This window comes from Bradyrhizobium sp. URHA0013, from assembly GCF_000518345.1.
In the GTDB taxonomy this organism is placed as follows: Bacteria; Pseudomonadota; Alphaproteobacteria; order Rhizobiales; family Xanthobacteraceae; genus Bradyrhizobium.
Genome location: NZ_KI912426.1, coordinates 253,217 through 265,425, shown reverse-complemented (window position 1 = coordinate 265,425; position 12,209 = coordinate 253,217). Strand labels below are relative to the sequence as shown.

General features: G+C 63.9%; 13 protein-coding genes. 8 read left to right on the top strand and 5 right to left on the bottom strand.

What is annotated here, in order from left to right:
• Positions 1–70: 70 nt before the first annotated feature.
• The 5 genes from N551_RS0121875 to N551_RS0121855 all read left to right on the top strand — a co-directional run bounded on the left by N551_RS0121875 (position 71) and on the right by N551_RS0121855 (position 3,252).
• Positions 71–622 carry a DUF4142 domain-containing protein gene (locus N551_RS0121875; protein ID WP_027568686.1) on the top strand — a complete coding sequence of 184 codons (552 nt, stop codon included), beginning with the start codon at positions 71–73 and terminating at the stop codon, positions 620–622.
• Positions 623–844: 222 nt separating this feature from the next.
• Positions 845–1,735, top strand: coding sequence for an SDR family oxidoreductase (locus N551_RS0121870; protein WP_027568685.1), 891 nt, complete (start codon positions 845–847; stop codon positions 1,733–1,735).
• A 100-nt stretch (positions 1,736–1,835) separates the two neighbouring features.
• A complete protein-coding gene (locus N551_RS0121865) occupies positions 1,836–2,420 on the top strand; it encodes a phosphatase PAP2 family protein (protein WP_027568684.1) in 585 nt (194 codons plus the stop codon).
• On the top strand, positions 2,417–2,764 hold the full coding sequence (locus N551_RS0121860; RefSeq protein ID WP_027568683.1) for a DUF3147 family protein: 348 nt from the start codon (positions 2,417–2,419) through the stop codon (positions 2,762–2,764). Before N551_RS0121865 ends, N551_RS0121860 begins: the two co-directional genes overlap by 4 nt.
• The gene (locus N551_RS0121855) at positions 2,764–3,252 is read left to right on the top strand and encodes a DUF3147 family protein (protein WP_027568682.1); all 489 of its coding nucleotides are present in this window, start codon (positions 2,764–2,766) and stop codon (positions 3,250–3,252) included. The genes N551_RS0121860 and N551_RS0121855 overlap by 1 nt, the downstream gene beginning before the upstream one ends.
• Here the strand turns inward: N551_RS0121855 and N551_RS38960 are convergent.
• The gene (locus tag N551_RS38960) at positions 3,249–3,416 is read right to left on the bottom strand and encodes a hypothetical protein (RefSeq protein ID WP_197031180.1); all 168 of its coding nucleotides are present in this window, start codon (positions 3,414–3,416) and stop codon (positions 3,249–3,251) included. The two genes, N551_RS0121855 and N551_RS38960, sit on opposite strands and share 4 nt — an antisense overlap.
• Positions 3,417–3,592: 176 nt before the next feature.
• Here N551_RS38960 and N551_RS0121845 point away from each other — a divergent pair, with 176 nt between their 5' ends.
• Complete coding sequence (locus tag N551_RS0121845; RefSeq protein WP_027568681.1) at positions 3,593–3,841, top strand: hypothetical protein; 249 nt, start codon at positions 3,593–3,595, stop codon at positions 3,839–3,841.
• 135 nt (positions 3,842–3,976) lie between these two features.
• On the opposite strand, the gene N551_RS0121840 is transcribed toward N551_RS0121845, so the two are convergent.
• The 3 genes from N551_RS0121840 to N551_RS0121835 all read right to left on the bottom strand — a co-directional run bounded on the left by N551_RS0121840 (position 3,977) and on the right by N551_RS0121835 (position 4,695).
• Positions 3,977–4,183, bottom strand: a complete 207-nt coding sequence (locus tag N551_RS0121840; protein WP_007594775.1) for a hypothetical protein — start codon at positions 4,181–4,183, stop codon at positions 3,977–3,979.
• Positions 4,184–4,261: 78 nt separating this feature from the next.
• Positions 4,262–4,393 carry a hypothetical protein gene (locus tag N551_RS39580; protein ID WP_256379041.1) on the bottom strand — a complete coding sequence of 44 codons (132 nt, stop codon included), beginning with the start codon at positions 4,391–4,393 and terminating at the stop codon, positions 4,262–4,264.
• A 107-nt stretch (positions 4,394–4,500) separates the two neighbouring features.
• Complete coding sequence (locus N551_RS0121835; RefSeq protein ID WP_027516515.1) at positions 4,501–4,695, bottom strand: hypothetical protein; 195 nt, start codon at positions 4,693–4,695, stop codon at positions 4,501–4,503.
• Between the two features lie 96 nt (positions 4,696–4,791).
• Between N551_RS0121835 and N551_RS0121830 the strand changes: the two genes are divergently transcribed.
• Positions 4,792–5,304, top strand: coding sequence for a DUF4142 domain-containing protein (locus tag N551_RS0121830; protein ID WP_027568680.1), 513 nt, complete (start codon positions 4,792–4,794; stop codon positions 5,302–5,304).
• Between the two features lie 17 nt (positions 5,305–5,321).
• Here the strand turns inward: N551_RS0121830 and N551_RS0121825 are convergent, their stop codons facing one another.
• Positions 5,322–5,603, bottom strand: a complete 282-nt coding sequence (locus tag N551_RS0121825; protein ID WP_027568679.1) for a hypothetical protein — start codon at positions 5,601–5,603, stop codon at positions 5,322–5,324.
• Positions 5,604–5,905: 302 nt separating this feature from the next.
• Here N551_RS0121825 and N551_RS0121820 point away from each other — a divergent pair, with 302 nt between their 5' ends.
• Positions 5,906–12,196 carry a HAMP domain-containing protein gene (locus N551_RS0121820; protein ID WP_027568678.1) on the top strand — a complete coding sequence of 2,097 codons (6,291 nt, stop codon included), beginning with the start codon at positions 5,906–5,908 and terminating at the stop codon, positions 12,194–12,196.
• The last annotated feature ends 13 nt before the right edge of the window (positions 12,197–12,209 follow it).

Sequence of the window (12,209 nt, the reverse complement as noted above, 5' to 3'; positions counted from 1 at the left end):
CGATGCAGCGTGTTGGTGGGCGCAACGTCGCGCGGCCAGAGGCTGCGCGCCCATTCAAAGGGATCGGACCATGAAACGTACCATCATCGCAGCTGCCTGCGTGCTGCTCGCAGGCCCCGCACTCGCCCAGTCGCTCGGCGAGAAAACCGGCGTCAACTCGGCGCTCGGCGTCGCGCCTGCCACCGCCGACTTCGTCAAGGAAGTCGCCATCAGCGACATGTTCGAGATCGAATCGAGCAAACTTGCCGAGCAGAAGGGCAACGCGCAGGAGAAGACTTTTGCGCAGCAGATGGTGACTGACCACACCAAGACCAGCAGCGAACTGAAGGGCCTGGTCGGCGGCGGCAAGGTGCAGGCGACCCTGCCGACAGCGCTCGACAGCTCGCATCAGAGCAAGCTCGACAAGCTCAAGATCGCGAATGGCAAGGACTTCAGCTCGGATTACAACTCGTATCAGGTCAGTGCCCACGAGGACGCGGTCTCGCTGTTCGAGCGTTACGCCAAGGGCGGCGACAATTCCGACCTGAAGGATTGGGCCGGCAAGACGCTGCCCGCGCTCAAGCACCATCTCGACATGGCCAAGGAGCTCGGCAAGGCGCCGAGCGTCGGCCAGACCAAGTAAACATCTTCCGAGGACGCCGGCCTCCTGGTCGGCGTCCTCCCGTTTGCAACGATGCCTCTCTCCGCGCATTGAGATCGCGATATCGCGGAGACCGTCATGACGCATCCAGACAAGACTTCAGTATCCCGCCGGCACGTCGTCCAAGCGGCGAGCGCAACGCTTGCTGCTGCTTCGCTGGCCTCTTCGACAGCGAAAGGAGACGCCTCCATGGCCGAGCAGAAAATGGCCGAGCAGAACCTGGTCGATCCCGTCACCCGCTTTCCAAAGCCGCCGTTCAAAAAACAATCGCAGCCCTGGCCTGGCCTCGCCGGCAAGATGGAGCCGCCTCCGGATCACGGCGAGACCAGCTACAAGGGCTCCGGCCGGCTCGCCGGCCGTAAAGCGCTGATCACCGGCGGCGATTCCGGTATGGGCCGCGCCGCTGCGATAGCTTACGCGCGCGAAGGCGCCGACGTCGCCATCAACTATCTTCCGGCGGAAGAGCCCGATGCGCAGGACGTTATCGCGCTGATCAAGAAGGAGGGGCGTATCGGGCTCGCGATCCCCGGCGACCTCAAGGATGAGGCTTTCTGCAAGAAGCTGGTCGAGCAGGCCACGCAGGGGCTGGGCGGCCTCGATATCATCGTCTGCAATGCCGCACGCCAGCAGAGCCGTGAATCGATCCTCGACGTATCGTCCGAAGATTTCGACGCGACGATGAAGACCAACATCTATGCGCCGTTCTGGATCATCAAGGCGGCGCTGCCGCATTTGAAGCCCGGTTCGTGCATTATCGGCACGACATCGGAGCAGGCGTACGACCCGTCGCCGGAGCTCTACGACTACGCGCAGACCAAGGCAGCGACGATGAACTATGTCAAATCGTTGGCAAAGCAGTTGGGTCCGAAGGGCATCCGCGTCAATGGCGTCGCACCGGGACCGATCTGGACGCCGCTGCAGGTCTCCGGCGGCGCCACCATGGAGAAGCTCGAAAAATTCGGCGGCATGACGCCGCTCGGCCGTCCCGGCCAGCCCGCCGAACTGGCCTCGATTTACGTGCAGCTTGCCGCAGCCGACGCGAGCTATGCGACCGGCCAGGTGTATGGGTCCGCGGGTGGATCGGGACAGCCGTAGTCCGGGCGCTGCAGGTTGATGCCACGAGGCAAAGCCCAGGAACCTTCTTTGTCTCCCGGCTTTACAAAACTGTCACAAAGGACATCACGCTTGCAGACCGATGGCATTGGTAGAGGTCAAACCCAGCCGGATCGATACCGCGATCGCGGATACGATCGCTGATCACACCAATTCAGGCGTCGAGCATACGGCGCAGACATTGACCTGGGCCGCCGACGAGCACGTGCTGCTCGCGCTGGCCGCAATAGGGTGGCTGTACACTCACATTCGGCAGCCGCAACAGCGGCCCGTGGCAAATCACATTCTGGCCGTGTCGCTGGCGACGGCCGTCCTGCCGCATGTCCTGAAATCCGTATTCGATCAGACCAGGCCAGACCGGCTGACCATACGCGGACACCGACATGGAGTACCCATCTCAGGACAGGCGCGCGACGCCTTCCCGTCCGGTCACGCAGTCCATATGGGCGCACTTGCCTCGGCGGCGGGCTTGCTGCCGAAGACGCCGCGCCGATTGCTGCGCACGGCAGGGATCGCGCTGTCGCTGACACGGATTGCGGTGCTCGCGCACTGGGCAAGCGACGTGGTCGCAGGCTTCGCGCTTGGCGCGGCCGTAGAGAGACTCGTGCGGCCATGGACACTGACGCAATCGTTCCGCAAGCAAGTCAATCGGCGAGAAAAGCCGTGACCGAATATATCGTGCGCTTCATCGCCGGTGGCATCATCGTCTCGGCTTTTGCGATCTTGGGGGATATGCTCAAACCCAAAAGCTTTGCGGGGTTGCTCGGCGCAGCACCGTCAGTCGCACTGGCGACGCTTGGCATCGCCGTCGTCCAGCACGGCCCGCAATATGCCGCGGCCGAAAGCTGGACCATGATCTATGGCGCGGTCGCGCTCGGCTGCTACAGCGTCGTCGTCTGCCATCTGCTGATCAGATACCGTGTGTCCGCGCTGCCGGCGACCGTCCTCGCTGTTATCGTGTGGCTTGCGGTCGCCTTCGGCCTGCTCGCCGGCTTTGGAGGTGCGGCCTGATGCCGGTCAAGCTGTCGCTCTCCGCGCTGAAGCAGACACGCTGGTACGAATACGGCATTCGTTTCCTGCTCGGCGGCCTGGCGACCGTGCTCACGGGGGTTCTGGGGGCGCGCTTCGGTGTGTCCGTCGGCGGACTCTTCCTTGCGCTTCCCGCTATCTTCTGCGCCAGCGCCACGCTGGTCGAAAGCCATGAACGCCGCACCAAGGAGAAGGCCGGCCTCAGCGGCACGCGCCGCGGGCAAGAGGCCGCCGCGCTGGACGCGGCCGGCGCCGCCTGGGGAAGCATCGGTCTCTTGGCATTCGCCGCCGTCTTTCACTTCACCGTGGCTGCGAGCGTTCCGGGCGCCTTCGCTGCCGCGTTGATAGCCTGGGCCTTCGTTTCGGTATTGGCCTGGTGGCTCAGGCGGAAGCTGCGCATCGTCTCCCGCAAACCGCACCGGTCCGCCCATTCGCTATCGGCCAAGGGCTCTTCCCTTGCGAAGCGCTAGCCCGCCTTGGCATGCGTTGACGGCTGCAATCTCGGCGGTTGAAGGCCCGGGCTGTTGGCCCAGCGCTCGACCTGCTCGATGACCTTCTGGTGGCTGAGGCGCACCGGGCTGGGTGCCTCGCTCTCGTCGACATGGTTGCGCCGGAATCGGACTTCGTTCGTCATGACGTCTCTCCCATTTGCCGGGAGCATACACCTGCCCAAGAGCCTTTGCATCATATAACTTATTGATTTTGTTATATTTTTTTGCTAACTTGGCGCCATAGCCGCATCTTGTGGAACCGTGGCCGAATGAGTTCGTTGAGTAAACTACTCAACTTGCTCACTTTGGGTGATTGATCATGAACGACCTTCGCGCCGAGCGGCTCCAGGTCATGCTGACACCGGAAGAACTGGCCGCGGTCGACGACTTCCGGTTCAAACATCGCATGCCGACGCGAGCCGCGGCCGTGCGCGAGCTCCTCAAGCTCGGACTGGCCACCGCCGCGGTCGACGCGGGGGCGAATGTCAAATCGAGCAGGTTCGGGGTTTTCGGGCGCGGCCCGGACGGCCACACGCAACGGCATCCGCAGCAGGACGCCGAGGATTAGTCCAGCCTGATGCTCAAGCAAACGGCCCCGGCACGGAGTGCCGGGGCCGTCCTTGGAGATTACTTCCGGATCACCGGGGGCATGACAACGGAAGCAATCTCTCGACTCTTTGCGAGCGGTTTCGTTCCTGATGGATTAGCCGCTCGGCGCGTCGCCGGAATCATCCGGCGCCATGCCGGAGCCGGGCGTCTTGCTGTTGTCGTTCAGCTTGGGATCGCGCGTGGCCTCACGAGAGGGCGAGCCCTTTGGCTCCGACTTGTGTACGGTCTGCGCGCGCTGCTTGTCCCGTGGCTGCTGTTCACCGCGTTGATCTCTGATGATGCCTTGGTCGGAATGGGCCATGATAGCTCTCGCCTCTTTGCTGTCTTGAAGCGCTTACGCGCCGGAGCGTCGAAGGTTCCGACCCGCGAGATCAGACTGCTAACTGTGCGCCGAGTGCACCGGGGCCGATGCATTTTCATGATGCACCTGCCGCACCGTCGTCACCGTGGCGAACGCGACCGACACGCCAAAGGCGAGGATGAGCGAAAGAAGAGCCAGACGTGGAGCCATTGCAAAAACCTCCCGGAATAGGAAATCAACGCGATCGACTGTTACGAATGATCATGCTTGCCGTCCGTGAGCAGTCTCACACGCAGATCCACGAAACGAGAGCATTATTACGCATCCTGCTTTTGACGGATGCGGGCTGGAACGGGCGGCACCTCGCCATCGAGCCAATCCTGCTCGTTGGCGAGTGCCGTCCACGCGTTCGCCATGCGCAGAAAACGATTGTGTGACGGCTGTCCTTCAGCGCGCTCAGCAAGCTGGAGGCAGTTGTCGGCGTTATCTCTGAAGATCTCGGACTGTTTCATCAACATGAATTGGGGACGGAACCGTCGCGTCGCAACCGCCCTTACCGGATCGTAACATCTGCGGAACTTTCGTCCGCCATCCGCCATTGGATATCCATGCGGATTCTTCTCGCGATAGTTTTGGCGTTCATCAGCACTGCAGCGCTTGCCGACAGCACCGGGGAGCGAAGGCCGGCCGGCCGCACGCCGACCGCAACCGAGACCATCAGCGACCTCTACAGCTTCAGCCGCTTCCAGCAGGGTCTGCTGGAGAGCACCGACCTCAAGGGTAATGCCGAGGTCAAGAACCTCGCCGCCCTGCGCGCCGAAGAAGCGGCCCGGCGGGACAAGGCCCTGAAGGAGATTCAGGAGGCGATCGGCACCGAACCGCGCGTCACAAAGACAACCCCGGCGAGCGCGAGCCTGGTCGAGCCCGAAACCTCGGACGGACCGACTTTCGTCAGAAGCTTCTATGCCGCGCAAATTCCCGAGTATGAATCTGTGATCGAGCTGCTCGAACGCTATCTCAAGGCGCCCGACAATGCCGCGCTTGCAGCCTTCGCGCGGGAGCAGCTCCCGATGTTGCGTTCACAGGTCAGGGACGCCGAGCGCACCATGGCAGACAAGTAGGACTGCCAAGCAGCCCCTTACTTTTGACGGCTCTCCGGCTGCGCGCTGCGGTTACCCTCCAGCATCTTGTCTCGGCCGGCATCCCCATTGTCATCCTTGCCGCCCGAGCTCGACGTGCCGCTACCGCTGGGATTGGACCGGGTCGACGTACCCGTGGTTGGTGTGTCCGCGCGTGGGGTGGCGGAGCTTGCGGCTGGATCGCCGGTCACGGCACCACGGCCGCTGGGCGCGCCGCCCTGCGCCAACGCCGATCCGGCCAACAACATCACTGTGCCGATGACGACGAATCCTGCTTTCATGTGCGCTCTCCCTGTATCTGCGGGCTAACGGCACGCCCGGCGCTCCGTTCCGGAAGGCAGATGACGGTGACCCGAAGGCGGCCTTATCTTCTCTTCCGCCCGGAAAAAATCTTCCGCCCGGAAAAAACTGGGAACCGGATGGAACCATTCCGAGGGATCGCACTTGTGTTAATCGGGCTGAGCAAAGCAGGTTCCACTTCCTGGCGCCGTCACGTTGGCGCTTGATTTCGAATTTGGCTGACGCTCTATTTTGACAATCGCGTCTTGCCTGGGAATCGGCCGACGCCTGCGGGGGACAAATTATGAGCGACCTCGATCCCGGATCTGCATCACGTTCCGGTCGTCGCGTTCCAAAGCCAAAAACCAACGGCATGTCGGAGCCCGATTCCCGGGCAGAATTGCTGCTCGCCCTGCAGGCCATGCGCAACGGCGATTTCTCCGTGCGCATGAGCGGCGACTATCTCGGCATCGACGGCAAGCTCGCCGACACTTTCAACGACATCATCGCCGCCAACCAGCGCATGGCGCAGCAACTCGAGCTGGTCGGCCAGGTGGTGGGCCGCGAGGGCAAGACGCGCCAGCGCGTGAAGTTCGGCCTGGCCTCCGGCTCCTGGGCCGACATGGAGGGCTCGGTCAACACGCTGATCGACGATTTGCTGTGGCCGACCCGCGAGGTGACGCGCGCGGTCGCAGCCGTGGCACAGGGCGACCTGCTCCAGACCGTCAAGCTCGACGTCGATGGGCGTCCCCTGCGCGGCGAATTCCTGCAGTCGGCGACCATCGTCAACACCATGATCAAGCAGCTCGGCGTGTTCACCTCCGAAGTGACGCGCGTGGCCCGCGAGGTCGGCACCGAGGGCAAGCTCGGCGGCCAGGCCCAGGTGCCGGAAGTGACCGGCGTCTGGAAGGATCTGACCGAGAGCGTCAACTCGATGGCGAACAATTTGACCAACCAGGTTCGCAACATCGCCGAGGTGACGATCGCAGTTGCGAACGGCGACCTCTCGAAGAAGATCACGGTCGACGTCCGCGGCGAGATCCTTCAGCTCAAGGAAGCCATCAACACGATGGTGGACCAGCTCCGCTCCTTCGCCTCCGAGGTGACGCGCGTGGCGCGCGAGGTCGGCACCGACGGCAAGCTTGGCGGTCAGGCCATCGTGCCCGGCGTCGCCGGCACCTGGAAGGATCTCACCGACAGCGTCAACGCCATGTGCGGCAACCTCACCGCGCAGGTGCGCAACATCGCCAACGTCACCACCGCCGTGGCGCGCGGCGACCTGTCGCGCAAGATCACGGTGGACGTACGAGGCGAAATCCTGGAGCTAAAAGACACCATCAACACCATGGTGGACCAGCTCAACTCGTTCGCCTCGGAAGTGACACGCGTGGCGCGCGAGGTCGGCACCGAAGGCAAACTCGGCGGCCAGGCCCAGGTGCCGGGCGTGGCCGGTACCTGGAAGGACCTCACCGACAACGTCAACTTCATGGCGTCGAACCTCACCGCGCAGGTCCGCAACATCGCCGATGTTGCCACCGCCATCGCGAGCGGCGACCTCTCGAAGAAGATCACGGTGAACGTCTCGGGCGAAATCCTTCAATTGAAGGAAACGCTCAACACCATGGTCGACCAGCTCAACGCCTTCGCCGGCGAAGTCACGCGCGTCGCGCGCGAGGTCGGCACCGAGGGCCGGCTCGGCGGTCAGGCCAACGTGCTCGGCGTCGCCGGCACCTGGAAGGACCTGACCGAGAGCGTCAACTCGATGGCCTCGAACCTGACCGCACAGGTCCGCAACATCGCCGAGGTGACGACCGCGGTCGCGGGTGGCGATTTGTCGAAAAAGATCACCGTCGATGTCCGCGGCGAAATCCTGGAGCTGAAAGACACCATCAACACCATGGTGGACCAGCTCAACGCCTTTGCCGGCGAAGTCACGCGCGTCGCCCGCGAGGTCGGCACCGAAGGCAAGCTCGGCGGCCAGGCCCAGGTGCGCGGCGTCGCCGGCACCTGGAAGGATCTCACCGACAGCGTCAACTCGATGGCCTCGAACCTGACCGGCCAGGTCCGCAACATCGCCGAAGTCGCGACCGCGGTGGCCAAGGGCGATTTGTCGAAGAAGATCACCGTCAACGTGTCAGGCGAAATCCTTCAGCTGAAGGAAACGCTCAACACCATGGTCGACCAGCTCAACGCCTTCGCCGGCGAAGTCACACGCGTCGCGCGCGAGGTCGGCACCGAAGGCAAGCTCGGCGGCCAGGCCGAAGTCCCCGGCGTCGCGGGCACCTGGAAGGACCTCACCGACAGCGTCAACTCGATGGCGGGCAACCTCACCGCCCAGGTCCGCAACATCGCCGAAGTCGCGACTGCGATCGCCGGTGGCGACTTGTCGCGCAAGATCACCGTGGACGTGCGCGGCGAGATCCTTCAGCTCAAGGACACGCTGAACACGATGGTCGACCAGCTCAACCGCTTCGCGGGCGAGGTGACGCGCGTCGCGCGCGAGGTCGGCACCGAAGGCCGGCTCGGCGGCCAGGCCAACGTGCCCGGCGTCGCCGGCACCTGGAAAGACCTCACCGACAGCGTCAACTCGATGGCGGGCAACCTTACAGCCCAGGTCCGCAACATTGCCGAAGTCACCACTGCCGTGGCGCGCGGCGACCTCTCGCGCAAGATCACCGTCGACGTCCGGGGTGAGATTTTGGAGCTGAAGAACACCATCAACACCATGGTGGACCAGCTCAACGGCTTTGCCGGTGAAGTCACGCGCGTCGCCCGCGAGGTCGGCACCGAAGGCAAGCTTGGCGGCCAGGCCGAAGTGCCCGGCGTTGCCGGCACCTGGAAGGATCTCACCGACAACGTCAACTTCATGGCATCGAACCTCACCGCGCAGGTCCGCAACATCGCCGAGGTCGCAACCGCGATCGCCGGCGGCGACCTCTCGAAGAAGATCACGGTGGACGTGCGCGGCGAAATTCTGCTGCTCAAGGATACCTTGAACACCATGGTCGAGCAGCTCCGCTCCTTCGCCGCGGAAGTGACGCGCGTCGCGCGCGAGGTCGGCACCGAGGGCCGGCTCGGCGGCCAGGCCGTCGTGCCCGGCGTCGGCGGCACCTGGAAGGACCTCACCGATAACGTCAACCTGCTGGCCGCGAACCTCACCACCCAGGTCCGCAACATCGCCGAAGTCACCACCGCCGTCGCGCGCGGCGACCTGTCGCGCAAGATCACCGTCGACGTGAAGGGCGAAATTCTCGAGCTCAAGAACACCATCAACACCATGGTGGACCAGCTCAATGCGTTCGCCGGCGAAGTCACGCGCGTTGCGCGCGAGGTCGGCACCGAAGGCGAACTCGGTGGCCAGGCCCAGGTGCCCGGCGTCGCCGGCACCTGGAAGGATCTCACCGACACCGTCAACTTCATGGCGGCGAACCTGACCGAGCAGGTCCGCGGCATCGTCAAGGTGGTGACCGCGGTCGCCAATGGCGACCTCAAGCAGAACCTCACCGTGAAATCGAAGGGCGAGGTCGCGGCGCTCGCCGATACCATCAACAACATGACCGAGACGCTCGCGACCTTCGCCGACCAGGTGACGTCGGTGGCGCGCGAGGTCGGCGTCGAGGGCCGGCTCGGCGGTCAGGCCGACGTGCCCGGCGCCGCCGGCACCTGGAAGGATCTCACCGGCAACGTCAATTTGCTGGCGGCCAACCTCACCTCGCAGGTGCGCGCGATCGCGGAAGTGGCGACCGCCGTGACCAAGGGCGACCTGACGCGGTCGATCCAGGTCGACGCCCGCGGCGAGGTCGCGGAGCTGAAAGACAACATCAACACGATGATCACGAACCTCCGTCTCACGACGGACGTGAACACCGAGCAGGACTGGCTGAAGACCAATCTGGCGAAATTCACCAACATGCTTCAGGGCCAGCGCGACCTCACCACCGTCGGTCGCCTGCTGCTGACCGAATTGTCGCCGCTGGTGAATGCGCATACCGGCGTGATCTATCAGGTCGAGAACGAAGACAGTCCGCGGCTCCTGCTGCTTGCCTCCTACGCCGGCGATGGCGTCTATCCGTATCCGCGCGTGCTGCCATTAGGCGACGGCCTGATCGGCCAATGCGCGCTCGACCGGCGCCCGCGCGTGATTGCGGACATTCCGCCCGACGTGGTGCCGATCAATTCGGCATTGCTTCGCGTCGCGCCGAAGAACCTCGTGGTGCTGCCGGTGCTGTTCGAAGGCCAGGTCAAGGCGGTCATCGAGCTCGCCTCGCTGACCTCCTTCACGACCTCACAGATGACCTTCCTGGAGCAGCTCACGGACTCGATCGGCATCGTGCTCAACTCGATCGAGGCGACGATGCAGACCGAAGGCCTGCTCAAGCAGTCGCAGCAGCTCGCTGGCGAGCTCCAGACCCAGCAGCGCGAATTGCAGCAGACCAACGATCAGCTCGAACAGAAGGCGCAGCAACTCGCCGAGCGCAACGTCGAAGTCGAGCGCAAGAACCAGGAGATCGAGCAGGCCCGCCGCGCACTGGAGGAAAAGGCGACCGAGCTCGCGCTGACCTCGAAGTACAAGTCCGAGTTCCTGGCCAATATGAGCCACGAGCTGCGCACGCCGCTGAACTCGATCCTGATCCTCGGCCAGCAGCTCACCGACAATCCGGACGGCAATCTTACCGGCAAGCAGGTCGAATTCGCCCGCACCATCCACGGCGCCGGCACCGACCTGCTCAATCTCATCAGCGACATTCTCGATCTCTCCAAGATCGAGTCCGGTACGGTGACGGTCGACGCCGAGGAAATCCTGACCGCGAACCTGCTCGAAACGGTCGGGCGGCCGTTCCGTCACGAGGCGGAGAACCGCAACCTTTCGTTCAAGATCGACGTCGATCCGAATCTCGCGCGCAGCCTCGTCACCGACTCCAAGCGCCTGCAGCAGGTTTTGAAGAACCTGCTCTCCAACGCCTTCAAGTTCACCGCGGAAGGCGAAGTGCGCCTGAAGGTCGCCGCAGCGGTCGGCGGCTGGGGCACGGATCATCCCGTGCTGAACTCGGCGCCGGCCGTGATCGCATTCGAAGTGTCGGACACCGGCATCGGCATTCCCGTGGAGAAGCAGAAGCTGATCTTCGAGGCGTTCCAGCAAGCGGATGCCGGCACCAGCCGCAAATATGGCGGCACCGGCCTCGGCCTTGCGATCAGTCGCGAGCTCGCAAGCCTGCTCGGCGGCGAGATCCACCTGCGCAGCTTGCCGGGCAAGGGCTCGTGCTTCACGCTTTACCTGCCGCTGAAATATTCCGGCCCGACGCTCGCGCCCCGCGCGGCGCCCCAGCAACACAGCCAGCCGCCCGCGCTGCAGCCGGCTACAGCCGAACCGCAGCGCGTGATCGAGCAGCTTCCCGACGACCGGCTCAACCTCGAACCAGGCGACAGCATCCTCCTGATCGTCGAGGACGACCCGCATTACGCGCGTGTGCTGGTCGATCTCGCGCGCGATAAGGGCTTCAAGGTGCTGGTCGCCGCCCGCGGCGCGGAGGCGCTGGAGCTTGCAAAGCAGTACCAGCCGCGGGCCGTCTCCCTCGACGTATTCCTGCCTGATATGCTCGGCTGGACCGTGCTGAGCCAGCTCAAGCACAATCCGCTGACCCGCCACATCCCCGTGCAGATCATCACGCTCGACGAGGACCGCCAGCATGCGCTGGCGCGCGGCGCCTTCTCCTTCGTCAACAAGCCGACGACGACCGAGGGCGTCGCGGCCGCGCTGACGCAGATCAAGGAATATGCGCGGCCGCGGCGCAAGCGGCTGCTGATCGTCGAGGACAACGAGGCCGAGCAGCTCTCGATCCGCGAGCTCCTGCACCACGACGACATCGAGATCGTGACGACCGGCACCGGTGCCGACGCGCTCTCGATGCTGCGTGAGAACCCCTGTGATTGCGTCGTGCTCGACCTGCGCCTGCCCGACATGACCGGCTTCGAGGTGCTGGACCAGATCCGCAACGACGAGGCGCTGTCGAATGTCCCGGTCGTCGTTTTCACCGGCCGCGAGTTGTCGGCCGAGGAAGATGCGGAGCTCCACACCATGGCGCGAAGCATCGTGGTTAAGGGTGTGGAATCGCCGGAGCGCCTTCTTGACGAGACCGCGCTGTTCCTGCACCGCGTGATCACGGAGTTGCCGGTCGAGAAGCAGCGCATGCTCGAGAAGCTGAACAGTTCCGACGAAGACCTGATCGGCAAGACCGCCCTGCTCGTCGACGACGACGCCCGCAACATTTTCGCGCTGTCGAGCGTGCTGGAACGACGCGGCATGAAGGTGCTGACGGCCACGACCGGCAACGAGGCGGTGGCCCTGGTTGAATCCAATCCGGAGATCGCCATCGTGCTGATGGACATCATGATGCCGCAGATGGATGGCTATCAAACCATCGGCGTCATTCGTGAAAATCCGACCTTCGCCCGTCTTCCGATCATTGCGTTGACGGCCAAGGCCATGAAAGGCGACCGCGAGAAATGTCTCGAGGCCGGCGCGTCCGACTACCTCGCCAAACCCGTCAACACCGATCAATTGCTGCTTGCAATCCGCATGTGGCTGCACCGCTGAGTTGGATGCCCGT